25 protein-coding genes and 1 pseudogene are annotated in these 25,604 nt (G+C 32.3%); 11 read left to right on the forward strand and 15 right to left on the reverse strand.

All coding sequences use genetic code 11. The features are described 5' to 3' along the window. Positions 1–25: 25 nt before the first annotated feature. Entirely contained in the window at positions 26–376 is a 351-nt protein-coding gene (locus FT986_RS05475; RefSeq protein WP_147864208.1) for a 4Fe-4S dicluster domain-containing protein, read from the reverse strand. 65 nt (positions 377–441) lie between these two features. Here FT986_RS05475 and FT986_RS05480 point away from each other — a divergent pair, with 65 nt between their 5' ends. Genes FT986_RS05480 through FT986_RS05505 form a run of 6 tightly spaced genes read left to right on the forward strand, consistent with a single transcriptional unit; the run spans position 442 to position 5,036 of the window. After that, the gene (locus FT986_RS05480; protein ID WP_147864209.1) at positions 442–1,491 is read left to right on the forward strand and encodes an acyl-CoA reductase; all 1,050 of its coding nucleotides are present in this window, start codon (positions 442–444) and stop codon (positions 1,489–1,491) included. 17 nt (positions 1,492–1,508) lie between these two features. Continuing rightward, complete coding sequence (gene serC, locus FT986_RS05485) at positions 1,509–2,573, forward strand: 3-phosphoserine/phosphohydroxythreonine transaminase (RefSeq protein WP_147864210.1); 1,065 nt, start codon at positions 1,509–1,511, stop codon at positions 2,571–2,573. Between the two features lies 1 nt (position 2,574). After that, complete coding sequence (locus tag FT986_RS05490; protein WP_147864211.1) at positions 2,575–3,531, forward strand: D-2-hydroxyacid dehydrogenase; 957 nt, start codon at positions 2,575–2,577, stop codon at positions 3,529–3,531. 15 nt (positions 3,532–3,546) lie between these two features. Continuing rightward, positions 3,547–4,281, forward strand: coding sequence for a septal ring lytic transglycosylase RlpA family protein (locus FT986_RS05495; RefSeq protein ID WP_147864212.1), 735 nt, complete (start codon positions 3,547–3,549; stop codon positions 4,279–4,281). Positions 4,282–4,295: 14 nt separating this feature from the next. Continuing rightward, on the forward strand, positions 4,296–4,703 hold the full coding sequence (locus FT986_RS05500; RefSeq protein WP_147864213.1) for a DUF6146 family protein: 408 nt from the start codon (positions 4,296–4,298) through the stop codon (positions 4,701–4,703). Positions 4,704–4,712: 9 nt separating this feature from the next. Continuing rightward, positions 4,713–5,036 carry a DUF6787 family protein gene (locus FT986_RS05505; protein ID WP_147864214.1) on the forward strand — a complete coding sequence of 108 codons (324 nt, stop codon included), beginning with the start codon at positions 4,713–4,715 and terminating at the stop codon, positions 5,034–5,036. 48 nt (positions 5,037–5,084) lie between these two features. Here FT986_RS05505 and FT986_RS05510 read toward each other — a convergent pair whose 3' ends face one another. From FT986_RS05510 to FT986_RS05520, 3 genes are all read right to left on the reverse strand, one after another. Further along, positions 5,085–5,633 (reverse strand): type 1 glutamine amidotransferase domain-containing protein, encoded by a 549-nt coding sequence (locus FT986_RS05510; protein ID WP_147864215.1) that lies wholly within the window; start codon positions 5,631–5,633, stop codon positions 5,085–5,087. Positions 5,634–5,739: 106 nt separating this feature from the next. Further along, positions 5,740–6,687, reverse strand: coding sequence for a YihY/virulence factor BrkB family protein (locus tag FT986_RS05515; protein WP_147864216.1), 948 nt, complete (start codon positions 6,685–6,687; stop codon positions 5,740–5,742). A 78-nt stretch (positions 6,688–6,765) separates the two neighbouring features. Further along, entirely contained in the window at positions 6,766–7,956 is a 1,191-nt protein-coding gene (locus tag FT986_RS05520) for a proline dehydrogenase family protein (RefSeq protein ID WP_147864217.1), read from the reverse strand. 90 nt (positions 7,957–8,046) lie between these two features. On the opposite strand from FT986_RS05520, the gene aroB reads away from it, so the two are divergent. After that, positions 8,047–9,114 (forward strand): 3-dehydroquinate synthase, encoded by a 1,068-nt coding sequence (gene aroB, locus FT986_RS05525; protein ID WP_147864218.1) that lies wholly within the window; start codon positions 8,047–8,049, stop codon positions 9,112–9,114. On the opposite strand, the gene bcp is transcribed toward aroB, so the two are convergent. Beyond that, positions 9,115–9,564, reverse strand: a complete 450-nt coding sequence (bcp, locus tag FT986_RS05530; protein WP_147864219.1) for a thioredoxin-dependent thiol peroxidase — start codon at positions 9,562–9,564, stop codon at positions 9,115–9,117. Positions 9,565–9,594: 30 nt separating this feature from the next. Between bcp and nth the strand changes: the two are divergent. After that, a pseudogene (gene nth, locus FT986_RS05535) lies at positions 9,595–10,092 on the forward strand (endonuclease III); the annotation flags it as partial. Between the two features lie 195 nt (positions 10,093–10,287). On the opposite strand, the gene FT986_RS15875 reads toward nth, so the two are convergent. Further along, positions 10,288–10,440 (reverse strand): hypothetical protein, encoded by a 153-nt coding sequence (locus FT986_RS15875; protein WP_187248578.1) that lies wholly within the window; start codon positions 10,438–10,440, stop codon positions 10,288–10,290. 57 nt (positions 10,441–10,497) lie between these two features. After that, positions 10,498–11,085 carry an RNA polymerase sigma factor gene (locus FT986_RS05540; protein WP_147864221.1) on the reverse strand — a complete coding sequence of 196 codons (588 nt, stop codon included), beginning with the start codon at positions 11,083–11,085 and terminating at the stop codon, positions 10,498–10,500. A 236-nt stretch (positions 11,086–11,321) separates the two neighbouring features. Here FT986_RS05540 and uvrA point away from each other — a divergent pair, with 236 nt between their 5' ends. Beyond that, complete coding sequence (gene uvrA, locus FT986_RS05545; RefSeq protein ID WP_147864222.1) at positions 11,322–14,102, forward strand: excinuclease ABC subunit UvrA; 2,781 nt, start codon at positions 11,322–11,324, stop codon at positions 14,100–14,102. Positions 14,103–14,280: 178 nt separating this feature from the next. Beyond that, complete coding sequence (locus FT986_RS05550) at positions 14,281–15,306, forward strand: hypothetical protein (protein ID WP_147864223.1); 1,026 nt, start codon at positions 14,281–14,283, stop codon at positions 15,304–15,306. Positions 15,307–15,369: 63 nt separating this feature from the next. On the opposite strand, the gene FT986_RS05555 is transcribed toward FT986_RS05550, so the two are convergent. Genes FT986_RS05555 through FT986_RS05570 form a run of 4 tightly spaced genes read right to left on the reverse strand, consistent with a single transcriptional unit; the run spans position 15,370 to position 20,857 of the window. Beyond that, entirely contained in the window at positions 15,370–16,821 is a 1,452-nt protein-coding gene (locus FT986_RS05555) for a polysaccharide biosynthesis C-terminal domain-containing protein (RefSeq protein WP_147864224.1), read from the reverse strand. Positions 16,822–16,825: 4 nt separating this feature from the next. Further along, positions 16,826–18,115, reverse strand: coding sequence for a glycosyltransferase family 4 protein (locus FT986_RS05560; RefSeq protein WP_147864225.1), 1,290 nt, complete (start codon positions 18,113–18,115; stop codon positions 16,826–16,828). Beyond that, on the reverse strand, positions 18,116–20,542 hold the full coding sequence (locus FT986_RS05565; RefSeq protein WP_147864226.1) for a YfhO family protein: 2,427 nt from the start codon (positions 20,540–20,542) through the stop codon (positions 18,116–18,118). A gap of 33 nt (positions 20,543–20,575) precedes the next feature. Next, on the reverse strand, positions 20,576–20,857 hold the full coding sequence (locus FT986_RS05570) for a DUF4834 family protein (RefSeq protein WP_111540348.1): 282 nt from the start codon (positions 20,855–20,857) through the stop codon (positions 20,576–20,578). A gap of 102 nt (positions 20,858–20,959) precedes the next feature. On the opposite strand from FT986_RS05570, the gene FT986_RS05575 reads away from it, so the two are divergent. After that, positions 20,960–21,928, forward strand: coding sequence for a transporter (locus FT986_RS05575; RefSeq protein ID WP_147864227.1), 969 nt, complete (start codon positions 20,960–20,962; stop codon positions 21,926–21,928). A gap of 62 nt (positions 21,929–21,990) precedes the next feature. On the opposite strand, the gene FT986_RS05580 is transcribed toward FT986_RS05575, so the two are convergent. From FT986_RS05580 to FT986_RS05595, 4 genes are all read right to left on the reverse strand, one after another. Next, a complete protein-coding gene (locus tag FT986_RS05580) occupies positions 21,991–22,506 on the reverse strand; it encodes a redoxin domain-containing protein (protein ID WP_147864228.1) in 516 nt (171 codons plus the stop codon). Positions 22,507–22,582: 76 nt separating this feature from the next. Then, the gene (locus tag FT986_RS05585) at positions 22,583–23,602 is read right to left on the reverse strand and encodes a low specificity L-threonine aldolase (RefSeq protein WP_147864229.1); all 1,020 of its coding nucleotides are present in this window, start codon (positions 23,600–23,602) and stop codon (positions 22,583–22,585) included. Positions 23,603–23,783: 181 nt separating this feature from the next. Further along, positions 23,784–24,464 carry a LytTR family DNA-binding domain-containing protein gene (locus tag FT986_RS05590; RefSeq protein ID WP_147864230.1) on the reverse strand — a complete coding sequence of 227 codons (681 nt, stop codon included), beginning with the start codon at positions 24,462–24,464 and terminating at the stop codon, positions 23,784–23,786. Then, positions 24,464–25,474, reverse strand: coding sequence for a sensor histidine kinase (locus FT986_RS05595; protein WP_147864231.1), 1,011 nt, complete (start codon positions 25,472–25,474; stop codon positions 24,464–24,466). Before FT986_RS05595 ends, FT986_RS05590 begins: the two co-directional genes overlap by 1 nt. Between the last annotated feature and the right edge of the window lie 130 nt (positions 25,475–25,604).

Genomic DNA, 25,604 nt, shown 5'->3' on the forward strand with positions numbered 1-25,604 from the left:
TCATTCGAGTGGTTTTTTTTTGTTTTTATTCGTGGTGCATAAAAGCTTGTTTCTCTAATAGTTTTTCGTCGGTTTCGACGTGGTCATCATCGGGAACACAACAATCTACAGGACAAACTGCCGCACATTGAGGTTCATCGTGAAAACCTTTACATTCGGTACACTTATCTGGCACTATATAGTAAAACTCATCACTTACAGGCTCTTGAGCTTCTTCGGCGTTTGCTTCTTTTCCGTTAGGCAAAACAATATCTCCATCAAGATCGGTTCCATCGGCGTAACGCCAATCATCGGCTCCCTCGTAAATTGCAGTATTAGGACACTCAGGTTCACAAGCTCCGCAATTAATACACTCGTCTGTTATAATTATAGCCATTTTTTTCTTTTTATATATGTAACTTTGCACAAAAATAAAGCCATTCGGGTAGATAACCAAATAATATGAATGTAGAAGCACGTATCAAAACTTTTTCTTTACTAGGAAACTCATTAAAACGATTTTTAAACCATGAAGAAGCTACTTCAGAAAAGGAAAATAATTTTTTCACGGTGTTAAATGAAAAAATTGATAATGCCATTCATTATAATGGTTGGTTTACGAAAGAAAATATACTTTTTTCTTTAAATCAATGGAGTCTTGCCTTAGAGGAAAAAAAATTAGAAAATTGGATTTCTAATTATTCTATTGATGAAGAGAAAAACCTTACTGTAGCTATAATTATGGCTGGGAATATTCCTTTAGTAGGTTTTCATGATTTTCTTTGTGTTCTTCTTAGCGGAAATAAAGTATTGATAAAACAATCTTCTAATGATAATCAATTACTACCAGTAATTACTCAATATATCGAGGAATTAGAACCACATTTTAAAGAAAAAATTGCGTTCTCTAAAGATCGCTTAGATAATTTTGATGCTGTAATCGCTACGGGGAGTAATAATACAGCTCGTTATTTTGAATATTACTTTTCTAAAAAACCTCATATTATTAGAAAAAACAGAAATTCTGTTGCCATTCTTACCGGAAATGAAACTAAAGAGGAGCTTCAACCTTTAGGAGAAGATATTTTTCGTTATTACGGGTTAGGATGCCGTAATGTTTCAAAACTATATATTCCTAAAGAACAAAAATTAGATTACTTTTTTGAAGCTATTTATGATTGGCACCCTATTATTGATTCTAACAAGTATGCTAATAATTATGATTACAACAAGGCGGTGTATCTAATGAGTGAATATAAAATTTTAGATAACGGCTTTTTAGTGCTTAAAAAAGACGAATCTTTCTCCTCTCCTATTGCCTCTGTTTTTTATGAGGAATATGAAGATCTAGAACAATTAAAGTTAAACCTGAAAAAAGAAGAAGAAAACATACAATGTATAGTTTCTAATGGATTGGAAAACCATCACATTCCTTTTGGAAAAACTCAACAACCACAATTAGCCGATTATGCCGATAATGTAGATACCATGAAATTTTTAACTCAGTTATAGTTTTTAAAATAGAATTTATGAAAAAACACAATTTTAGCGCAGGCCCTTGTATTTTACCTCACTCGGTATTTAAAGAAGCTTCTGCAGCCGTATTAGATTTTAATAATTCTGGTTTATCTATTTTAGAAATTTCACACCGTAGTAAAGATTTTGTGAATGTAATGGAAGAAGCAAGATCATTAGTTTTGGACTTATTGCAATTAAAAAATAAGGGTTATCAGGCTCTATTTTTACACGGTGGTGCGAGCACTCAATTTTTAAGTGTTGCTTACAATTTATTAGAAAAAAAGGCAGCCTATTTAAATACAGGAACTTGGTCTTCTAAAGCGATAAAAGAAGCTAAAATATTTGGAGAAATAGTTGAAGTGGATTCGTCTAAAGATAAATCATTCAGCTACATACCTAAAAAATATTCTATAGATCGTTCTTATGATTATTTTCATTGTACAAGTAATAACACCATTTATGGAACTCAAATCAAGAAATTTCCTCAAATAGAAATTCCACTGGTTTGCGATATGAGTAGCGATATTTTTTCGAGACAATTAGATTTTAGTCAATTTGATTTAATCTATGCTGGAGCTCAAAAAAATATGGGTCCGGCAGGGACTACTTTAGTGGTTGTAAAAGAATCAATTTTAGGAAAAGTAACCAGAGAAATTCCTTCTCTTCTTAATTATCAAGTTCAAATTGAAAAAGAAAGCATGTTTAATACCCCTGCGGTTTATGCGGTTTATGTTTCTTTACTTAATTTAAGATGGTTACAATCTCTTGGCGGAATAAAAGCTATAGAAGAGATCAATGAAAAGAAAGCACAATTGTTTTATTCAGAAATTGATATTAATCCTTTGTTTAAAGGCTATGCGGCTAAAGAAGATCGATCTATAATGAACGCTACTTTTAATCTGGAAGATAAAAAATTAGAGCCTTTATTTAATCAATTATTAGAAGAAGCAAATATCAACGGACTTAACGGACATCGTAGTGTGGGTGGTTATAGAGCTTCTATGTATAATGCACTCCCGTTGTCTAGTGTTGAAACTTTGGTGGAAGTAATGAATGAATTAGAAAGAAAAGCATAAGATGAATATATTAATTAATGACGGACTTTCCGTTAACGGAATAAAAGCCTTAGAAGAAGCTAAATTTAAAGTTTTCTATACGAAAGTTGCTCCATCTCAATTGGCCGATTATATCAATAAAAATAACATTGAAATTATTTTAGTTCGTAGTACCACAAAAATTAGTGAGGAACTAATAGATCAATGCCCAAAACTTCAACTTATTGGGCGTGCTGGTGTTGGTTTAGATAATATAAATGTCGCTTACGCGGAAACAAAAGGCATTAAGGTAATTCATACTCCCAATGCATCTTCTCGAAGCGTAGCCGAAATGGTTTTTGCCCATATTTTTAGTAACGTACGCTTTCTAAAAAACACTAATCAAGATATGCCTTTAGAAGGGGATTCTAGATTTAAAGAATTAAAAAAAGCGTACAGTAATGCTAGCGAACTTTACGGAAAAACATTAGGAATTATAGGTTTTGGTAGAATTGGTAAAGAAGTTGCCAAAATAGCATTAGGTTTAGGAATGAAAGTTATCGCTCGTGATAACAAAGTGGGTAATGCCGAAATTAAAATTGATTTTTTTGATGGTCAAGAAGTTACTCTTTCGGTTGCTACAGCACCATTAAATGAAGTTTTAGAAGATTCAGATATCGTAACCATTCACGTTCCTAAGCAAGATAATTACCTCATCGGGAAAGAAGAACTTGAGCTTATGAAACCAAATGCAGGAATTATCAATACTTCCAGAGGTGGTATAGTAGATGAAGTAGCTTTAGTAAATGCACTAAATGACAAGAAAATAGCATTTGCAGGATTAGATGTGTTTGATAGAGAACCCACTCCAGAAATTCAGATTTTAATGCACCCTGCCATTTCTTTAAGTCCGCATATCGCAGGTTCTACAGTAGAATCTCAAGACAAAATAGGTGTCGAGCTTGCTAATCAAATAATTAATATATTCGCAAAGAACTAACAAAATTTAAAACCAATGCAAAAAATTATTTTCATCTGTGCTTTTCTCTTATTTTCTGCTATTAGCTTTGCACAAGTTCAAACTGGTAAAGCTTCTTTTTATGCCGATAAATTTGAGGGAAGAAGAACCGCAAGCGGAGTAAAATATTACCATAATAAACCTACAGCTGCACACCGCCACTTGCCTTTTGGTACAAAAGTAAGAGTAACTAACTTAGCAAATAATAAAACTACTGTTGTAGAAATTAACGATAGAGGTCCTTTTGTGAGTGGAAGAATTATAGATCTTTCTAAATCTTCTGCACAAAAATTAGACTATATAGGAATGGGAGTTACCGATGTTGTGATTGAAGTTATTGGAGATGGTAGTGATGATATTGCAGATGTTTCTACACCTGCAGATAACGGAGAGACTTCTTCTACCTCTACTTCTACTAATCCAGATGCTCCAGTAGCCAATGTAGAACCTTTAGAGTTTTATGAGTTAAATATAAATAGAATTGAGCCAGACTGGTTTGGAGTTCAGATTGGTAGTTTTCAAGAACTTGCTAATTTAATTCGTTTAGCAGATAATCTTAAAGCTAGTTACCAAAGAGATGTCACTGTACAGGTAAAAGTGGTGCAAGATATTAAAGTATATACACTTGTGGTTGGTAAATTTAATTCTAGAGAAAAAGCAGAAAAATTTAGAGATGAAGTTTCTAATAGATATCCAGGAAGCTTTATTATAGATTTTTCTAAGTTTCAATAAGACTTATTAATATTATGAAAAAATTTATTCTTTTTTGTGCTGTACTTTTTGGAATTTATAGTTGCAGTAGTACTAAAAACATAGATAAACCTGGAAAGAAAAATCCTACATCTGTTACTAATGATACCGTAAGGATTGCCAATGATAGTCTAGAATATGAAATAATTATCATAGAACCTGGTTTTAATTCTTGGCTTGCTACACAACGACCGAAAGAGCATTATAGTTTGAGTTTACTAGAAAAGAAAAATTCTTTTATGGTCTCCTCCTACAATAGCAGAGTAACTACAGGTAATTACAATAGAGACTTATACTCTTGGGAGATTAACTATGATTCAACCCTTAAGTATGGTTTAGAAGTAAATTATTTACTGTACCAATATCTTCAATATTTTCAAGAAAAATACAACCAAAAACTTTAGGAGCTATATATGGAAAAATTGAAAGAGCGCTGGGGAATTGAATCTAATTGGCAAATCATTATCATTTTTATTGTTTTTGGAATCACAGGTTCATCATCTGTCTATGTTGCAAAACCTCTTCTTGCTTGGTTAAATCTAGATAGAGGTCACTTCTCTGAAGGATTTTGGTTTGGAGGTTTTATATATTATTTCTTAAGAATTATTCTTGTCTTTCCTATTTACCAAGTATTATTAGTAAGTTTTGGTTGGCTTTTTGGTCAGTTTAAATTCTTCTGGGAGTTCGAAAAGAAAATGTTAAGCCGAATGGGATTAAAATTTCTCTTTAAATCATAAAAAAAGTCCGCGTAAAGCGGACTTTTTAAATTTTATAAAGCATTTTGATTAAGCGTGTTGTAAATCGTGTTTACCTTCTTTAATCTCTTCAATTAGTTTGCTATTAAATGCAGGCAAATCATCTGGGTTTCTACTTGTAACTAAACCTTCATCTACCACAACTTCTTTATCTTCCCAATTTGCTCCAGCATTTATTAAATCCTTTTTAATAGAAGGATAAGAAGTCATGGTTCTTCCTTTTACAACTTCTGCGTTGATTAGAGACCAAGGACCGTGACATATAGAAGCTACAGGTTTACTTTGTTTAAAGAAGTCTTTAATAAAAGTTATTGCATCTTCCTCTATTCTCAATTTATCTGGATTAATAACCCCACCTGGTAAAACAAGAGCATTATACTCATTTGCAGATACACTGTCTAAAGTTTTATCTACCTTATATTCCTTGCTCCAATTCCCTTCATCCCAAGCTTTAATACTTCCAGATTTTAAACTTACAATATCGACTTCAAAACCTTCATTTTCCATCGCTTCTTTAGGTGATTTTAATTCACTTTCTTCAAATCCGTCGGTTGCTAAAATGGCAATTCTCTTTTTCATAGTTTTAGTTTTTTTGATTAATTTTCTTTTCCGTAAAGATAAAATACTCATTACGAAGACTCTATTAAAAAAAATCTAAACCCTTTTTGAGAAACGTTAAACTTTATTAAGAAGAGAGTTTATCTATCTGTTTCTTCTTTTTTTTTATACGGTTTTTTTCCTCTTCTAACTCTTCCATCTCTTGATAATAAGCAGGCTCGGCAAAACTATTAGGAGTGATGGTTTCATTTCTATAAAGAGCATATTGAACGGTAAATTCTGCTCCAAAAAACATAATTAAACAAGAATAAAAAACCCAAAGTAGAATAAGAATTACAGAAGAAGCTCCTCCATAAACAGAGGCAGGGTCACTTTCGCTAAAGTAAAAGCCTAATAAATATTTACCTAATAAGAATAAAACGGTGGTAAGTGAAGCCCCAACAAAAGTGATTTTCCATCTTATTTTAATGTCAGGTAAAAGCTTAAAGATACCTGCAAAGAGAGTTCCTATAAAAATGTAACTTAATAGAAAATTAAAAACCTCTAACGAGTAGGAAGTGATTTCTGGAGCATAATTACTTATATATTCGCTTAAAGCGGAAACTACTGTAGAGATGACCAATGAAATCAATAACATAAAACCAATCACGATAATCATACCAAATGAAATAGCTCTATCTAAGATCATTCGCATTAAATTATCTTTTTTAGCTCTTACGCTCCATATTCTATTCATCGCTTTTTTCAATTGAAAAAAAGCTCCTGTTGCACCAAAAATAAGCATTAAGACACTTACCGTAATATTAAGAAAGTTTTCTCCTTTTATACGGGCATTGGTTATCATCGTTTCTATAGTTAGAGCCGTTTCTTCCCCAGTGAATGAAGCAACTTCTGAAATAATTTTCCCTTGAACATCTGATGTTTCAAAGAAATATCCCGCTATGGTAATAATGATAATGAGCAAAGAAGGTAATGAGAACAAAGTATAATATGCAATTACGGCACTTTGCTCAAACGGACTATTACTCATCCATTGCTCATAGGTCTTCTTTATAAACTGAAACGTCTTTTTCATAGATTAACAATTACTTCTGTAAAATAAAAAATCCATCTGAAGCAGATGGATTTTATTTCGTTAAAAAAGCTGTAAAATTTACGCAATACGTTTGGTAAATTGTCCTTCTCTTCTTTGCTTTTCTTCTAGCAGTAAAGCATATTCCCTTCCCGTTTGACCTTTCACTGAGGAGTTTTCTTGCGCTCTTCTCATTAAATAAGGTATTACATCTCTAATAGGCCCAAAAGGAACCAATTTAGCTGCATTATACCCATTTAAACCTAAATTGAAAGAGATATGATCACTCATTCCAAAAAGCTGACTAAACCAAATGCGATCATCATCTTTGCTAATGTCTTTTTCTTCCATTAACTGCATGGTTAAATAAGTACTTACCTCATTATGGGTTCCTATATAAAGAGCTATTTCATCTAGATTTTGCATCGCATAGTAAATAACCGCATTAAAATTCACATCGGTAGCTTCTTTATCTTCACATATAGGAGTTGGATAACCCATTTTATCTGCTCTAGCATTTTCTTTTTCCATGTAAGCACCACGTACAACTTTGGCTCCTATCTTAAACCCTCTATTTTTAGCTCTTTTATGTAAATCTTTAATATATTGAAGTCTATCCCAACGGTAACACTGCAAAGTGTTATAAACAATAACTTTTTCTTGGTTGTATTTAGACATCATTTCTTCTAGAAGATCGTCTGCAGCATCTTGCATCCAAGACTCTTCAGCATCAGCTAAAATTCTCATATCTAACTTGTAAGCCAACTCACAAATTTCATCGACACGGTCTACAATTCTATCCCACTCTTCTTGATCTTCTTTGGTAAGCTCTTCTTTTGCAGATACTTTTTCCCATATTGCAAACCTTCCTATTCCTGTAGGTTTAAATACCGTAAACGGAATTTCTTTTCTGCGGTTAGCAAAAGTTACAATTCCTGTTTTAGTGTTTAATGCTTTATCAAATTCAGCTTCTTCTTCTTTTCCTTCAGAAGAATAATCTAATACACTATGTACATGCATTTCATGCATTTTCTTAATTACAGGTAAGCAATCTTCTTTAGAAGTACCGCCACAAAACATCTTAAAAATAGTCTTCTTAATAATACCTTCTACGGGTAAATGAAGTTTTAGGGCTAAATTTGTAAGTTTGGTTCCTATGCTAACCAAAACGCCTTTATTCATCATACTAAAAATAAATAGTGATTTTTTTAACTCACTATCGCTTTTTAAAGCAAAGGCTCTCTTTGTATTATTAAAAATCTTTGTAACCATTAACGCTATTTTTTTTGCAAATATAAGTCGTGAAGTAACAATATTTTATTTTTTCTAATTAATTTCGACGTTCATTTAACATCAATTTTAATGAAGTCAATAGCATCTGTTAAAAATTTTATACATTTTGGCGAAACAGCTTACCAATACTTGAATAACTACCTTAACGACAATAATCCTTCTAAAGTTTTTATACTTGTAGATTCACATACTAAAGAGCTTTGTTTGCCTAGTTTTTTACAAAATTTAGCTACCACCATAGAAATCGAAATTATTGAAATTGAGCCAGGCGAATCAGAAAAAAATATTACCACTTGCAATGGCGTATGGGAAGCTTTAACAGAATTAGATGCTGATAGAAAATCTCTGTGTATTAATCTTGGTGGCGGAGTAGTTACAGACCTTGGCGGATTTGTTGCCTCTACTTATAAAAGAGGAATTGCTTATATAAATATACCTACTACTCTATTAGGAATGGTTGATGCTGCCGTTGGGGGGAAAACCGGAGTTGATTTAGGTAAATTAAAAAATCAAATAGGTGTAATAAGTAATGCCGAAATGGTTCTTATAGACACTTCTTTTTTAACCACCTTAAGCGCTAACGAAATGCGAAGTGGATTAGCCGAAATGCTAAAACACGGTCTAATTGCAGATTCTTCCTATTGGAGTAAAATGAGTGATTTATCTCAACTTACTTTAGAAGATTTAGATGAATTGATTTATGAATCCATCCTCATTAAAAATAATATTGTTACCCAAGATTTAAATGAAGACGGAATTAGAAAAACCTTGAATTTCGGTCACACTTTAGGGCATGCTATTGAAAGTTATTTTCTAGAAAGCAATGAAAAAGAAACACTACTACATGGTGAAGCCGTTGCTGTAGGAATGATTTTAGCAGCATACCTCTCTAATCAATTACAAGGCTTAGATAGTAAACAGACTCAAGAGATAAAACAAACTATATTAAAAACTTTCCCTAAAGTAGAATTTGCTAAAGAAGACTTAGCACCTATTATAGATCTTATGAAGTATGATAAAAAGAACAGTCATGGGATCATTAATTTTGTTCTTTTATCATCTATAGGAAAACCTATTATAGATTGCCAAGTCTCTAATAATTTAATTGAGAAAAGTTTTCAGTTTTATAGTGAATAACTATAAAATCTGCTCTGCGTGAGCTTTGGTTTTTACTTTAGAAATTACATTAGAAATTTTCCCATTTTCATCAATTACAAAAGTAGTACGATGAATTCCTTCGTATTCTTTACCCATAAATTTTTTAGGCCCCCAAACTCCAAAGGCATTGATTACCTCTTTTTCTTCGTCGGCTAGTAACGGAAAAGGTAATTCATGTTTATTTTTAAAATTTTGTTGACGTTTAGGAGTATCGGCACTTACGCCTAAAATGTCGTACCCTTCTTTTTGAAAAGTCTCCCAATTATCTCTTAGGTTACAAGCTTCGGCTGTGCAACCTGGTGTACTTGCTTTTGGATAGAAAAAAACGACTAATTTCTTTCCTTTATAATCTTTAAGTTGATGAATTTTCCCATCTTGATCTTGCACCGAAAAATCTGGAGCATTATCTCCTTCTTGTAATGTGGTCATAATTGTTATTTTTGCTTAAAAATACATAAAATGAACAAGCAAGAAAAAGTAAGCTTTGTTATAAATACGTTAAAGGAACTCTACCCTACCATACCTGTTCCTTTAGATCATAAAGATCCTTATACATTGTTAATTGCTGTATTGCTTTCCGCGCAAAGCACAGATAAAAAAGTAAACCAAATTACTCCTATTCTTTTCGCTAAAGCGGATAACCCTTATGATATGGTTAAACTCTCTGTAGAAGAAATTAGAGAGATTATTAAACCTGTTGGTTTATCTCCCATGAAATCTAAAGGTATTTATGGTTTATCAAAGATTTTAATTGAAGAGCATCACGGTATAGTGCCAGAAAGTATTGAGGTTTTAGAAACTTTTCCCGCTGTAGGACATAAAACAGCAAGTGTGGTGGTAGCGCAAGCATTTGGAATTCCTGCGTTTCCGGTAGATACACATATACATAGACTTATGTATCGATGGAATTTAAGCAATGGTAAAAATGTAAAACAGACAGAAAAAGATGCTAAACGTTTGTTTCCAAAAAATTTATGGAATGAGTTACATCTTCAGATTATTTGGTATGGAAGAGAGTACTCCCCTGCCAGAGGCTGGGATTTAGAGAAAGATATTATCACAAATACTATAGGAAGAAAAAGCGTTATACAAGAATATTATACTAAAGCAAAAAAAAGAACTCGCTAGCTAACAACGAGTTCTCTTCAAAGTTTAGTTAAGAAGTGCTTCAAACTTCATTTTTTTATAATCTATAACACTTAAAGCCTTAGAGTAATTTAGCAAAAAGTTTATGGTCTCTTTGCTTGGTTGTAGGTTTCCCACTTCGTCTTCTTTAGAAGGTTTATTTAAGTAAAGTTTTGCCATTTACATTCATTTTCGTTAGTTGTTTAAAAATAACGAAAAAAAATTGAACTTATTGTATTAATTGGTCAAAACAATATTATGCTTCTCAATTACCTTTCTTAAATTAATCAACGCATAACGCATTCTTCCTAGAGCAGTATTGATGCTAACATCGGTACGTTCAGCAATTTCTTTAAAACTCATGTCTTTATAAATACGCATCACCAACACTTCTTTTTGGTCTTCAGGAAGTTCTTCAATAAGATTTTTAACATCATTTTCAATTTGATCTTTCACCATGAGACGTTCTGCATCTAAATTGTCATCTCCTAATACATCAAAAATGTCAAAATCTCCGCTACAATCAAATTTAGGCATACGATTGTTTTTTCTAAAATAATCGATTACAAGATTGTGAGCAATCCTCATCACCCAAGGCAGAAATTTACCTTCTTCATTATATTTTCCTCGTTTTAATGTTCTAATGACTTTAATAAAAGTATCCTGAAAGATATCTTCGGTAACATCACGATCAAAAACCTTAGAATAAATAAAGTTATATAAGCGTTGTTGATGTCTGTTAATTAATGTAGATAATGCATTCTCGTCACCTTTTATATAGCAACTAACAAGATGGGCATCTGTAGAAGTTTGGATTTTTTTCATACAAGTTACTTAGTTAACACATAAGAATTGCTTCTTGTGTGTAAAATTAAAAATTTTGGTTTTTTAAAAGTAACAGTATGCTATAGGCAGAATTTTGTTTTTGTTCGTGGTAAATATATAAATATATTTAAGACAATCACAAAAAAGTTAAATATTTTAACATTTTTTCTGCTAAATCAATCCTTTTATACCGTGTGTTTATTATTTACCTTTGCTCATTAGCATTAGAAACAGTGATGATTAAAGATATTTCAAAAATAAACCCCAAGGAAAATATAATAATAAAAGGAGCTAAACTACACAATCTAAACAATATAGATGTAGTTATCCCTCGTAACAAATTAGTGGTTATAACTGGTTTATCGGGTTCAGGGAAATCTAGTTTAGCTTTTGATACGCTTTACGCGGAAGGTCAGCGTCGCTATGTGGAGAGTTTATCTTCTTATGCAAGGCAGTTTTTGGGTAGATTGGACAAACCAAAAGTTGATTATATAAAAGGAATCGCTCCTGCCATTGCCATAGAGCAAAAAGTAAATTCTACCAATCCTCGATCTACCGTAGGAACTTCTACAGAAATTTATGATTACTTAAAATTATTATATGCGCGTATAGGAAAAACTTTTTCTCCTATTTCTGGAAATCAAGTTAAAAAGGACACGGTAACCGATGTGGTTTTATATTTTAAATCTTTACCCGAAAAAGAAAAGCTCCTTCTCCTCGCTCCTATCCATATTGAGGAAGGAAGGGATTTATCAGAAAAAATAAAAGTTTTACAACAACAAGGTTTCAGTCGAATTAAATGGAAAGATGAAGTTCTGCGTATTGAAGAAACTCCAGAAGATATTAAAGGAGAAGCTTTTTTAGTTGTAGATCGTATCGTCATTAAAAATGATGAAGATTTTTACAATCGTTTAGCAGATGCAATTCAAACTGCTTTTTACGAAGGAAAAGGGGAACTTTTTGTCGAAAATTTAACACAGGGTAAAACCCAACAGTTTAGTAATAAGTTTGAGCTGGACGGAATGAAATTCTTAGAACCTAACGTGCATTTGTTTAGTTTTAATAATCCTTACGGCTCCTGCCCTAAATGTGAAGGTTATGGAGATGTGATTGGGTTAGATGAAGATTTAATTTTCCCTAACACTTCTCTCTCTATCTATGAAAATGCCATATTCCCCTGGCGTGGAGAAAGTATGAGTTTTTATAGAGACCAACTGGTCAATAATTCTCATAAATTCGACTTCCCCATTCACAAACCTTATTATGATCTTACGGAAGAACAAAAAGAATTACTTTGGACAGGTAACTCTTATTTTGAAGGTTTAACAAGTTTCTTTGATCATCTAGAAGCAAAAGCATATAAAATTCAAAATCGGGTGATGCTTTCTCGCTACCGCGGAAAAACAAAATGTTCTTCCTGTAAAGGTAAAAGGTTGAGAACTGAAGCTGAATATGTAAAAATAGATGGAAAGGCCATTACACATTTGGTAGAACTACCTTTACAAGAATTGAGTGATTTTTTTAAAAATCTCAACCTAAATGAGCAAGATGAAGCTATAGCGAAACGTCTTTTAAAGGAGATCAATAGTAGATTACAATTTCTTTCTAATGTAGGTTTAGATTACTTGACCCTTAATAGAAAATCAAACAGTCTTTCTGGTGGAGAGTCGCAGCGTATAAACCTAGCTACTTCTTTAGGTTCTAGTTTGGTAGGTTCTATGTATATTTTAGATGAGCCATCTATCGGACTTCATCCTAGAGATACCGAAAAACTTATTCAGGTTTTAAAAGACCTAAGAGATCTGGGTAATACGGTCATCGTGGTAGAACATGACGAAGATATGATGAAAGCTGCCGATGAAATTATAGATATTGGTCCAGAAGCGGGAACCCTTGGCGGAAATGTAGTCGCGACAGGAAAATATAAAGAAATACTAAAAGCAGATTCTCTTACGGCTAAATACCTTAATGGAGAATACACGATAGAAATTCCGCGAAAGCGTAGAGATTATAAATATTATATTGATATCATTGGAGCTCGAGCTAACAACCTTAAAAATATTGATGTTAGATTCCCATTAGGTGTTTTTACAGCTGTGACAGGAGTTTCAGGTAGTGGTAAAAGTACACTGGTTAGAAAGTTACTCTATCCTTCTATTTTAAAAGAGACTGGTGGTTACGGAGCCAAAGTAGGTGAAATGACCAAAATTGAAGGCAAGTTTGAAAATGTAAAACACGTAGAGTTCGTAGATCAAAATCCTATAGGGAGATCTTCCCGTTCTAATCCTGTGACTTATATTAAAGCCTATGATGTTATAAGATCTCTTTTTGCTGCTCAAAAATTGGCACAAGTAAGAAATTTCAAAACCAAACACTTTAGTTTTAACGTCGATGGCGGGCGCTGTGAAACCTGTAAAGGTGAAGGAGAAGTTACTATTGAAATGCAGTTTATGGCCGATGTTCATTTAATTTGTGAAACTTGCCAAGGTAAACGCTTTAAAAAAGAAGTATTAGAAATAAAGTTTGAAGGGAAGAATATCGATGATATTTTAACGATGACCATTGATGATGCAATTTCATTTTTTGAGAAAGAAAAGCAGTCTAAAATTGTAAAGAAATTACAACCCTTACAAGATGTTGGCTTAGGCTATGTAACTTTAGGGCAAAGCTCTTCTACTCTTTCTGGTGGAGAAGCACAACGTATTAAACTTGCTTCATTCTTAGGGAAAGCAACAACTAAAGATAAAGCATTATTTATCTTTGATGAACCTACTACAGGTTTGCATTTTCATGATATTAAGAAACTACTTCAATCATTTCAAGCACTTATTGAAAAAGGACATTCGGTAGTGGTTATTGAACATAATATGGATTTGGTGAAATGTGCTGATTATATTATTGATCTAGGATTAGAGGGTGGAAAAAATGGAGGTTACTTGATCTCAAATGGTACGCCTGAGGCAGTAGCAAAAGATAAAAAATCTTTTACAGCTAAATATTTAGCAGAAAAGCTATAATGGTATAGTTATTGATTTTCTCAAAACATATTATATAATCATAATAATATAATTTTTGGTTGGTTAGTTAAAAGGGTTCTATTCTTGGAACCCTTTTTTAGATTTTGAAAATCAAGTGTTTATAACTTTGGCACATTAATTGATTTTTAGTTAATGAACAACAATAAAATCCATAACCATGAAAAAGTTATTAAATCTCGTACTAGGCGTATTTATAGTGACTAGTGCAATCGCAAAAGAAGAAAAAGTAGCTACGACTACTAATTTTGGCTATGGTAATTCTATTATTTTTACTGAAAGTAATATAGAGTTTGCTATATACCCAGATGGTCAATTTGACTTTTATTATCAACCCGCAACTACTCATATTAATCTACAAAGCACCAATGTAAATATTAGCTTTAATAGTGGTTATAATTATGACCCCTACGTTCAATATGACGATTATGGTGCTATCATTCAAATAGAAAATGTACCTATTTATTATGATTATTATGGACGTATAGTACAAGCTGGAAATATTATTGTTAATTATAATAATTATGGAAGGCTGGTAAATGTAGGTGGACTTTATGTTTTTTATGATGGACACGGACGTTTTTCACACTTTAGAGGTTATATTAATCCTTACAACAGGGGTTATGTGGTTAGACCTTGGCACAGGTTTTACAGAAGACCATTATCGAACTATCGTATAGTTTACACTAGACCTTACCGAACTTATTATCATCCTCGTAGAGTAAGTTATCATACGTATAAAAGTAACTATCGTCCTCATACGCGAAGAAGTTACTATAGACCTAATGAAAGGGTTGCAGTATATAGAAGAGGTACAAAAAGTAATACCAGAAGAAGTATTGCTAACACCTCTACGCGGAGAGATATTAATCGTTCTGTTAATACCAATACTAGAAATTCTAGTGTGAATGCTAGAACGCAGAATAGAAGTAATACTCGAACCAATGGCAGTAGAACAAGTAGTAATACCAAAGAGATCTCTCGATCTAATACAAGAAGATTGAGTACTACTAATAATACTCCAACAAGAAAATCTACCTCTACGAGAAGTCGAAAGAATTCAACTGTAACTCCTACTAATAATCAAAGAGTTTCAACAAGAACTAATAGTTCGAGAACAAATCCGCAAACGACTAATACTCGTACATATAATAGTCAAGACACTTCTGCTTCACGCAGAAGATAAAAGTAGTTTTGGTTGGTTAGTTTTTTTCCCCTTTCTAAATAGTTTTAGCTTTTAGAAGGGGGTTTATTTTTTTAAATAATTCTTAATAAGATTATTGATATCATTAGAGAATTTAAAATAATAAGCACCTGCTAGATAAAGTATACCTATTATTAAAGATCTTATAAGAATATCTAACACTGGATTAAAATCGAGGGGAATAAAATAAAATAAAATTCCTAAAGCGAAAATGAAGCCTAAAATTTTAAACGTATTTAAAGTTATGGGTTGCATCTTAAATTTCCAGTAAACAATAACCAGTTTAGTGGTATTGTATAAGGCAAAAGATAAAAATGTGGCAATGGCAGCTCCGTATATTCCATAGGCAGGTATCAACCAAATATTGAGTACAATGGCCACTATAACTACCAATATCCCTGATATTAATACAATTTTATAATAATCTGAATTAAATAAAATGCTATTACTGTTTCCTAAAACATTATCGTAAAGTTTTATAAGCGATAGTAAAACAACAATTGAAAATTCAATTTGATAATCACTAGGGATCATCTCATAAAGATTTTTTACATTAGATACAATGAGCAAAAAAATGAAACCACTTACTACAAGTAAATTAATAGAACTTTTTTGATATAAGTCTTTTAGCTTATCCCATTCTTTATGGTTGAGGTATTGCGCAGTAATAGGTAAAGTAATTTGATGCATAGCCCTAGAAGGAACCGCTATTACCGATGCTATGTAAACCGCAATTCCGTATACGGAAACTTTTTCTATAGGTAAATAATGTTCAATCATCACTTTATCTAAATCTAATAAAGCTGTAGCAATAGAACCTGCGATTAGAATTAACAAAGAATAATTAAAGACCTGCTTTTTATTGCTAGGAAATTCAAACCTCAATTTAGGGGGTAACAAGCCGAAAGCATAAATTTTAATGATAAAGGTTCGTAAGAGATAAGCCGCAGTCAATAAATAAATGAATTGATGAACTTCAATTACATCATAATAAAATAAGATAAGAAGAAAAGTAACACATAACCGATGAAAAACTTCTTTCATAAAATTACCAAAGACGCTTTTCAATTTTAGTTTACTCCACGCAAAGAAAACTTCAAAATAAGCTACTGCTATAGATATTACTACAATAAGCCAAACATAAGGTTTGACTAAAGCATTCTCATCAAAATAGTTTAAGATTTGTTTCTGAAAAATTAAACTTAAAACTCCTATAAAGATCCCAACTATTAAGGGCAAAAAAATTGCTAAGGTGAGTAGTCTATTTTTATCTTTATTTCTCTTATAAGATGTATAAAACTTAATCAAGGTATTATGAACTCCAAATCCCATAATAGGCCAAACTAATGTACTTGCTGAAAGTAAATAAGTGATTAAACCATAATATTTAGGCTCTAAAAAATGAGGATATAATAGAAGAACATTTATTGCACCAATAGCAAAACCTATATAAGTAACAATAATGTTTTTAAAAGACTGATTTAATATGATCCCCATAAATTTATTTCTCCTTTAGAATAGAAGCCAATTGCGATGTTAATGCTTCCCGGTGATAAGTTGAAATTGAAGTAGTTTTAACCTCTAGCCTATTTTCTAAATAAAGATTAAAGTATGAGAGTATTCTCTTTTTTAAATCTTCATAGTCATCGTGTAAGAAATAGGTCTCCCTTTCCACCGATTTTAAAATTACCCCTACATCCCAATTTTGAGGGCCTAATGCTAAAATAGGTCGGTTGCTTTTTAAATACTCAAACAACTTCCCTGGGACGATTCCTTGTGTAATATCGCTATCAATCTCAACCAAAAGTAATACTTGAGATGATTCTTGGTAAGAATTTATTTTTGAGTGATTTAAATACCCTAAATATTCAAAATTATTTTTCAAAAAAGAGGTTGCTAAGTCGTTTAAAACTTCTTCGCTTACTTTGCCAATAAGCTGTATATGTAAAGCTTTTTTAAAAGCTTCATTATCATTGCAAAGATCACTTAATACTTTCCACAACACCGTGGGGTTTCTTTTTGAAAGCAAAGAACCAATGTGAGAAATAGTGAATTTTTCATCTAATTTTACATCCGCTTTAGCGATCGCTCCATCAAAACCATTGGTAATGGTCACCACAGGTTTGTTGGTCTTAGCCGAAAATTCTTTATGCGTAGTAAAACTGGTGACTAAAACTGTATCGGCTTGTTGCAGCACCTCCTTTTCTAAGGCAATATGCTTTTTTTTGTTCTTTTGAGTAAGCTTTAACTCTTGATGATACCCTATCGTAGTCCAAGGATCTCTAAAATCTGTAATCCATTTTATACCTAACTCTTGCTTTAATTGTAAACCAATGAGGTGCAAACTATGAGGCGGACCTGTAGTTATAACGGTTTCAATTCCTTCTTTTTGTATAAAATCTCTCAAAAACTTGACGGAAGGTTTTACCCAAAATTTTCTAGCATCGGGCACAAAAAAATTACCTCGTATAAACAACAGCATTTTTTCTAAAAATGATTGCTTTTTCTTCTTCTGAATAATTCCAGAACTTATAGTTTCAGTTTTGTTTTTAGAAAAAATTTTTGCAAAGCCATAAGGCTCAAAAATGGGTTGTTTAACTATTTTTATGTTTGTTGGGATCTCTTTTAGTAGAGATTCATCTACAATAGGATAATTAGGATTTTTAGGAGCGTAAATAATAGGCTCTATCCCAAATTCTGGTAAATATTTCGCAAACTTTAACCAGCGCTGCACTCCTGGACCACCTGCAGGAGGCCAGTAATAAAGAACAATAAGTACTTTTTGTAGCATTTAAGCAGTTTTTTTTCTGTATTTGAAAAAGAAACCTAGTAAAATAAGAACTAGTAATATAACTCCACTAGCCAATGTGATGATACTTCCTTTTTGAACTACTTCTGGCTCAAATTTAAATACCAGTTCATGCTCCCCTTTAGGTAAAACTGCTGCACGCAATACATAATTTGCTTTGAAATGCTCTATTTCTTGACCATCTACATATGCTTTCCATCCGTAGGGATAATAAATTTCAGAAAATATCGCTACCCTATCTTCGGCAACATTGTAATTATATGCTAATTCATTAGGCTTATAACTTTTCAGCTTGATGGTATCATGGGAATTTTCCCCAAAACGCTTCCGCGGAAGCTTATCAGCAAACTCTTGTTCTATAATTGCATGTTTCTTACTTTGAAGTGAGTCTAAGGCCAAAATCGCCTCATTCGCATCGTTTACTACATTTACTGAGTTTACAAACCAAGCATTTCCATTCGCATCAGGGTTGAGTTGTGACATCACTTTTCCTTGATTAGAAATGATCACATATTTGGTGTTAAGCATATTTAATACTTCCTGATTTCCTGTAGCAATATGAAAATCAAATAAATCCTGAATTCTACCTGGTTTTGCAGCGTGGTAACCACCAATAGATTTATGAAAATAGGACGCTCTAGCCGAATTAAACGGACTCCCAGAAACATCTAAGACACGGTAATGACCTTCATCTTGTAAAATTTGGGCATCGGCTTCAGTTTGCTGAAAAGGTTGTTCCATTGCGATTTTAGAAACAAAATCATCGTTATTAACATACCTTCTGTCAACAGCAATTAAATCAACTAAAATTAAAACACCTATTCCTACGATAGCTATGTTTTTAGTCAGTTTTTCTTTTACAAAGGCCCAAAGCAAACCGGCGCAAGCCAATACAAAAAATAAAGAACGTAGAGTATCTTCCGTAAAGATAGATTTACGATCTTCTCGTAAGCTACGAACAAAATCGGGTCCCATTTGTTCAATCAACATACGGTCTCTGTTACCCGTAAAGTCAAATAACATCGATTTAAACAGTAAAAATACCAATGCTAAACCTCCAGCGACCATTGTACTTTTTTTAAGCGCATCTAATACCTCTTCTTTAGAATGTTTTTCACTAAAGACTTGTGCTAAAGCATAAACCCCTAAGATAGGCACACATAATTCAATGATGACTTGTATAGAAGATACTGCTCTAAATTTGTTATAGAGAGGTACATAATTGATAAAAAATTTGGTAAGGAATGCAAAGTTATCTCCCCAAGAAAGTGTCAATGCTAAAATAGAACCGCCAACAATCCACCATTTTAATCTCTCTCTGATTAAGAATAAAGCAAAAATAAACAAGAAGATAATACTTGCTCCAATATAAGCAGGAGCGCCTATATAGGTTTGATTTCCCCAATAAGTTGGCGCACCATCAACAAAGTCTTTTGCTTGCTGTGGATTTGCTCCAATTTTTAAAAGAGCTTGGTAGGACTCTGAGTCTTCATCCAACTTTTCTGAACTGGATCCTCCCATAAAACGAGGAATAAATAAATTGAAAGATTCAGCTATTCCATAACTATATTCTGTAATGTAATTATAATCTAAACCTGCTTTTTGTTCTTTTTCTGTTCCATCTGTATTTATAGTCAGGCCTGTTTTTCCACGTGTACTAAACTCTCCATATTCCTGCGTCGCCATTAAGCTTGTAGCATTTACACCAACAGCTATGAGGACTCCAATGACCATAAAACCTAAACTCTTAAAAAATTGCGGAATATTCTTTTTCTTATAAAAATCGATTAAATAAACCAGACCTAAAACCAAGACCAAAAGCAGTAAGTAGTAAGTCATTTGTGGGTGATTGGCATTGATCTCTAATGCCATAGCAATGGTAAATAAAAGCGAACCGCTAAAATAGTTCCCTTTAAAGGTGTGAATGATTCCAGCTAGCACCATGGGCATGTAGGCAATCGCATGGGCTTTTGCATTATGACCAACTCCTAAAATAATAATTAAATAAGTACTAAAACCAAAAGCTAAAGCACCTAAAAAAGCAATTTTATAATCTATTTTTAAGACTAAAAAAAGAATATAAATGCCTATAAAATAGAGAAATAAATAATCTGCAGGTCTCGGTAAAAACCGAATAGTTCTATCTATTTCTTTCACGAAATTGTAAGGGTAATTTGCCCCCAATTGATAAGTAGGCATTCCTCCAAAAGCAGCATCGGTCCAATAAGGTTCTTGGTTTTCGCTTTCGCGGAAATCATTTTGTTGTTTGGCCATTCCTACATACTGAGCTATATCGCTTTGATAAATCACTTTTCCTTGTAGAACCGGACTAAAATAAGCTAAGGCTACAGCAATAAAAGCTATCACCACAATAAGATGCGGAAGTAATTTTTTAAAATTGAAATTCATTCAAAAGAATTTTAAGAAGTAAAAGTGTGAAATTTAGTCAATTTCTTCGTATTCAATATACTCTCCCACAGGTTTCTTCTTATTTCTTGAATTTTTAGGAGTACTGTTTATTTCAGAATTAGATTCTTGCTTATTTTGATAATTTGGAGGTCGAAATCCTTGCTGAAAACTTTGTCCTACCTTCTCTCCCATTTTTTTCATGATATATTTTAAAATCAATGGCTTAAATAGCTTAAACAAAAATTTTACCCCAAAGTAAACAAGAACTATTATAAGTACGGTTTTTATAAATCCCGTAAAAGATGCTAAGTACATAAATCTATTTTTATACAAAATTATTAATTGTCTTGCTTAAAAACAGGTTTTAAATGATAAAAAATAGTAAAAATCTATATATTTGGTTGAAACAATTTCCTTATGAAAAGATTTTTTATCGCGTCACTATTCTCAATCGCTTGCTTTAGTGCTCAAGCCCAATATACTGAAACCATTAACTCTAATCGTCCTGGAGGTTCTCAAGGCGCATTTGCTGTAGGAAACCAAGTTTTGCAATTTGAAACTGGTCTTAAAATTGGAGGTGATAACCATGATCTTTTTCAGACAGAAACCGATCTTTTTGGGATAGATTATGAAATTAGATATGGTTTTTTAATGGAACAATTAGAGGTTAGCCTCGGTGGAACCTACCTTAAATCTACAGTTAGCTCTAATGTTGGCGGTGTAGATAATGAATATGAATTTAGTAATTTTCAAAGTAATACTCTGGGATTAAAATACCTCGTATATGATCCTTATAAAAAAAGAAGTTTAGAAAAACCCAATATTTATAGTTGGAAAGCTAATAATAGTTTTAAATGGAGAGATCTAATCCCTGCAGTGTCTATTTATGGTGGTGCCAATTTATTATTTGGAGATAATCCTTATTTATTGGAAGAAGAATCAGCTTTAAGTCCGCGCGCGGCCTTGATTACCCAAAATAATTGGGGAAGATTTGTTTTTGTCATGAATTTTATTGCTGATAAAATTGGAGGAGAATATCCTTCTTACTCTGGAATATTTACAATGACGCATTCCGTTAACGGAAAAGTTTCGGTATTTGGAGAATACCAAGCCATTAAAAGTGATCTATACGCCGACGATATAGCTAGAGCTGGGGGAGCTTATTTGATAACTAAAGATTTACAAGTAGATATTTCGGGCTTAGTTAACTTTAAAGACACTCCTTCTAAATGGCAAGTAGCCCTTGGAGTTTCCTACAGAATTGATATGCACGCCGAAGATGAAATCATCATGGATGAAAAAACCAAAAAGGCTGAAGAAAAGGAATCAAAAAAAGAAAAGCGTAATAGCGAATTAGTAAACCCTGATGGGACTATGAATGAATAGTTATCTTAATCATCGAAAACAAAAAAAAGCCTTTCAAACAAAACTGAAAGGCTTTTTTAATTTTATTTTTCTCCTCTTGCGGGATAGTCTTTATCTAAAACAAAATCTATAGATTTTAATAGTTCTTTTAATTTTGGTCTTGCAAATGGCATAGACTGTATAGAAGATGCATATAAGGTTTGATCTGGTCGAATTAAAAATAGTGCAGGCTCAATAAATTCGTTTGGTTCTTTATCATTTATTCCTTCAGAAATGTATAGATCCCACTTTCTAGCCTCTTCAATAGGCATATCATATCCAATAGTTACATTTTCTATATCCCAGTTTTCTACTGTCTTTTCAGCAAGTTCTTTATTATTAGAACTAATGGCAATTACATTTACTCCCCGTTTACTGTAATCACTTACTAATCCGTTAAGTTCTTCTAAATATGTTTTACAAACAGGACAGTGAAGACCTCTATAGAATATGACTAAATTAAAGTTTTCTGGCTTAGTCTCTCTTAGCTTCCATTGCATACCGTTTACAGTATTAACTACTAACTCTGGAACTTCTTGTCTTGGTTTAAAATTTTTCATGTTTTCTTTTTTGTAAAATTATAAAAGAAAACCTCTGCTTCTCTTAATATACTGGTAAGGTATTGTTAAGGTTGGTTTAGGATAAATTTTGCAGAACTTGTTTAAACTCCTCGTGCATTGCTTGAGTATAATCTAAATGGGTAACTATTCTTAGTTTCCCCTGCCCCATCGAACTAATAATAATACCTTTTTCCTTTAAATATTGTAAGAAATTAGATTCTTGAATTTCCTCATTTAAATAAAAGATGACAATATTCGTTTCTACTTTTTCAACTTCTTTTACGTAGGGTTGTTTCTTTAAGATTTCACTCAGCTCTTGTGCTCTATAATGATCATCTGCTAGGCGTTCGATATTATTTTCTAAAGCATAGAGTCCAGCTGCAGCCATAAAACCAATTTGTCGCATTCCGCCACCCAATACTTTTCTTACTCTCATAGCATTTTTCATAATTTGCTCACCTCCTATTAAAACAGAACCTAAAGGAGTGCCTAAACCTTTAGAGAGACAAATAGATATAGTATCAAATACTTCCCCGTATTGCTTTGGACTTTCGTTTTTCGCTACTAAAGCATTAAATAAACGTGCACCATCTAAGTGTAAGCCTAAACCATGATCATCACATACTTTTTTAATTCTTTTAATCTCTTCAAAATCATAGCAAGCTCCACCTCCCTTATTAGTGGTATTTTCTAAACAAACTAAACTGGTTAACGGACTGTGGTAAAAATCTGGAGGATTGATAGATTCTAAAACCTGCTCTGCTGTAATCATTCCGCGATGACCATCTATAAGCTTACAAGAAACGCCACTATTAAAAGAAACACCTCCGCCTTCATAATTATATACATGGGCCCATTTATCACAAATAAGTTGTTCGCTAGGCTGAGTATGTAATTTTATGGCAGCTTGATTAGCCATACTTCCTGTAGGAAAAAATAAAGCTTTTTCTTTTCCGAATAGTTCAGCTAAACGCTCTTCTAATAAATTTACGGTGGGGTCTTCTTTATATACGTCATCACCAACTTCTGCTTTCATAATTGCTTCTAACATTGCAGGGGTAGGCTTCGTAACCGTATCACTTTTTAAATCTATCATTCTTTATATATTTTTTGTAAAGAAATCAAATTTACAAGAAATGATTAAAGAAAAAGATTATTAAGAAAATGAATACTATAATATGTCGTTAAAATCTAAATTGAAATAGATAACATTTCCTTATTACTGAAATTAAACAGGATGTAATAAAAATTATAACTTATTGAGTTCAGAAAGAAAATCAGTTTTGGAATAAGGCATTTTTAACCAAATCATAATAACTATCACTTACGGGTATTTTAATCTCTGAAATTAATAATTCACGGCCTTTCATTCCTGAAACTTTTTGTCCGTTCACGATGTAAGACCTATGTACGCGCAAAAACGAATTGGGTAAGGTAGATATGAGTTTGCTCAAGGATTGATTTGACATAATCTTCTTCCCGTTTTGCAAATGATAATTTACATACTCACTATCACTCTCAATATATAGAATATCTGTCAGATCTATTTTATGTAAATCGTATCCCGATTTTATAATTAGATGGTCAGCTTCTTTTGTTGAATTTCTTGGAAATTTTTCGACTGCACTTAAAAATCGGTTAAAAGTGATAGGTTTAAGTAGATAATCTAAAGCATTTAATTCAAATCCTTTAAGGGCATATTCAGAGTATGCTGTAGTAAAAATAATTTTAGTTTTCTCCTTCATCATTATTTCTGCAAAATCTGTCCCCTTTATTTCGGGCATTTGTATGTCTAAAAATAATAGATCTACACTATTATCTTTCATGAAAGAAAGTCCGTCTAAGGGATTTTCAAAAGAACCTAGACAATTTAAATAAGAAACTTTTTTTACATAAGTTTCTAATAGCGTTCTAGCCAATTCTTCATCATCAATAATTATACAATTAATTGATATCATTATATATTTACTTTTAAAATTACTTTAAAGGTGTTCTTATTTTCAATGGATAATTGATGTTTTTCTGAATACAATATTTCTAATCTTTTTTTCACATTTTGAAGACCAATACCCCCATGTTCATCTGTAATTAAAGGCTCTGTAGGTAGACTATTTTCCACCTTGAAATCTATAGAATTAGATGAGGATTTAAGTGAAATATTTACAAAACTTTCACCCCCTTTTTCAATTCCGCTATGTTTAAATGCATTCTCTATAAAGGGTACAAATAACATTGGGGCCACCATGATGGAGTCATTCTCAATTTCTTGAGTAAAATTAATATTAAAATCCTTACTGCTTTTTAGCTTAAACAATTCTATAAAATGAGAAATATACTCTAGTTCTTTTTGTAAAGGTACTTTTGGACGCTCACAGTCATACAACACATACCTTAACATTTGCGAAAGTGTACTGATTCCTTCTTGTGTTTTTTCTGAATTGGTTACCGAAAGGGCATAAATATTATTAAGGGCATTAAACAAAAAATGAGGGTTTATTTGCATTTTTAGAAACTTCAATTCAGCTTCATTTAATTCAGCTTTAGCTAATGCTATACCTTTCTCTTTACGCTGCACATAAACAAAGGTTTCTAAAAGAGTAGCTAGCACAAATGAAATAGCCATCATTAAAAGATTTACAAAAAACTTTGTTGGAATACTCCCTGGCATTCTTCTCATTAAACCTAAACGCGGTCTGTTAGCAGGTGGAGGTTGCATTATTTCTGATGAAATGTAGGCGCTACCAAGAATAAAAAATAATGATAAAAATGTAAAAATTAAATACTTTTTTTCAAATAACAGTTTGGGAGCACCAAAGAAAATAAGCCCGGCAAAAAGAAGAATTTGAAAACTGTAAACCACACTGTTATTTTCTATGAAAAAAGGATTTTTTCCGTTAGAAAACCAAAGGAAAAACCAAATAGCTAACCAAAATAGCGTGTGAGAAATAAACCGTTTAAATGCATTCATATTGCAAATAAAGTAAATTAAATTTCAGTAAAACTTTAAAACAACGTGTTTTCATAGATTGTAAAAGCCCGTTTACTGAAGAAAAATTATGATTCAATGAAAACATTAGCCCATTCATTTAAAATTCTTG

Source organism: Mesonia sp. K4-1 (genome assembly GCF_008017825.1).
Taxonomy (GTDB): domain Bacteria; phylum Bacteroidota; class Bacteroidia; order Flavobacteriales; family Flavobacteriaceae; genus Mesonia.

Bases quoted from the DNA above. Each gene is read 5' to 3' on its own strand.
- FT986_RS05515 (WP_147864216.1), bottom strand. From the start codon at position 6,687: ATGAAAAAGACGTTTCAGTTTATAAAGAAGACCTATGAGCAATGGATG.
- FT986_RS05510 (WP_147864215.1), bottom strand. From the start codon at position 5,633: ATGAAAAAGAGAATTGCCATTTTAGCAACCGACGGATTTGAAGAAAGT.
- FT986_RS05540 (WP_147864221.1), bottom strand. From the start codon at position 11,085: ATGAAAAAAATCCAAACTTCTACAGATGCCCATCTTGTTAGTTGCTAT.
- FT986_RS05595 (WP_147864231.1), bottom strand. From the start codon at position 25,474: ATGAATGCATTTAAACGGTTTATTTCTCACACGCTATTTTGGTTAGCT.
- FT986_RS05570 (WP_111540348.1), bottom strand. From the start codon at position 20,857: ATGTACTTAGCATCTTTTACGGGATTTATAAAAACCGTACTTATAATA.
- FT986_RS05555 (WP_147864224.1), bottom strand. From the start codon at position 16,821: ATGGGGATCATATTAAATCAGTCTTTTAAAAACATTATTGTTACTTAT.
- FT986_RS05580 (WP_147864228.1), bottom strand. From the start codon at position 22,506: ATGAAAAATTTTAAACCAAGACAAGAAGTTCCAGAGTTAGTAGTTAAT.
- FT986_RS05575 (WP_147864227.1), top strand. From the start codon at position 20,960: ATGAAAAGATTTTTTATCGCGTCACTATTCTCAATCGCTTGCTTTAGT.
- serC (WP_147864210.1), top strand. From the start codon at position 1,509: ATGAAAAAACACAATTTTAGCGCAGGCCCTTGTATTTTACCTCACTCG.
- FT986_RS05495 (WP_147864212.1), top strand. From the start codon at position 3,547: ATGCAAAAAATTATTTTCATCTGTGCTTTTCTCTTATTTTCTGCTATT.
- FT986_RS05520 (WP_147864217.1), bottom strand. From the start codon at position 7,956: ATGGTTACAAAGATTTTTAATAATACAAAGAGAGCCTTTGCTTTAAAA.
- bcp (WP_147864219.1), bottom strand. From the start codon at position 9,564: ATGACCACATTACAAGAAGGAGATAATGCTCCAGATTTTTCGGTGCAA.
- aroB (WP_147864218.1), top strand. From the start codon at position 8,047: ATGAAGTCAATAGCATCTGTTAAAAATTTTATACATTTTGGCGAAACA.
- FT986_RS05500 (WP_147864213.1), top strand. From the start codon at position 4,296: ATGAAAAAATTTATTCTTTTTTGTGCTGTACTTTTTGGAATTTATAGT.
- FT986_RS05585 (WP_147864229.1), bottom strand. From the start codon at position 23,602: ATGATAGATTTAAAAAGTGATACGGTTACGAAGCCTACCCCTGCAATG.
- FT986_RS05590 (WP_147864230.1), bottom strand. From the start codon at position 24,464: ATGATATCAATTAATTGTATAATTATTGATGATGAAGAATTGGCTAGA.
- FT986_RS05480 (WP_147864209.1), top strand. From the start codon at position 442: ATGAATGTAGAAGCACGTATCAAAACTTTTTCTTTACTAGGAAACTCA.
- FT986_RS15875 (WP_187248578.1), bottom strand. From the start codon at position 10,440: ATGGCAAAACTTTACTTAAATAAACCTTCTAAAGAAGACGAAGTGGGA.
- FT986_RS05475 (WP_147864208.1), bottom strand. From the start codon at position 376: ATGGCTATAATTATAACAGACGAGTGTATTAATTGCGGAGCTTGTGAA.
- FT986_RS05505 (WP_147864214.1), top strand. From the start codon at position 4,713: ATGGAAAAATTGAAAGAGCGCTGGGGAATTGAATCTAATTGGCAAATC.
- uvrA (WP_147864222.1), top strand. From the start codon at position 11,322: ATGATTAAAGATATTTCAAAAATAAACCCCAAGGAAAATATAATAATA.
- FT986_RS05550 (WP_147864223.1), top strand. From the start codon at position 14,281: ATGAAAAAGTTATTAAATCTCGTACTAGGCGTATTTATAGTGACTAGT.
- FT986_RS05560 (WP_147864225.1), bottom strand. From the start codon at position 18,115: ATGCTACAAAAAGTACTTATTGTTCTTTATTACTGGCCTCCTGCAGGT.
- FT986_RS05565 (WP_147864226.1), bottom strand. From the start codon at position 20,542: ATGAATTTCAATTTTAAAAAATTACTTCCGCATCTTATTGTGGTGATA.
- FT986_RS05490 (WP_147864211.1), top strand. From the start codon at position 2,575: ATGAATATATTAATTAATGACGGACTTTCCGTTAACGGAATAAAAGCC.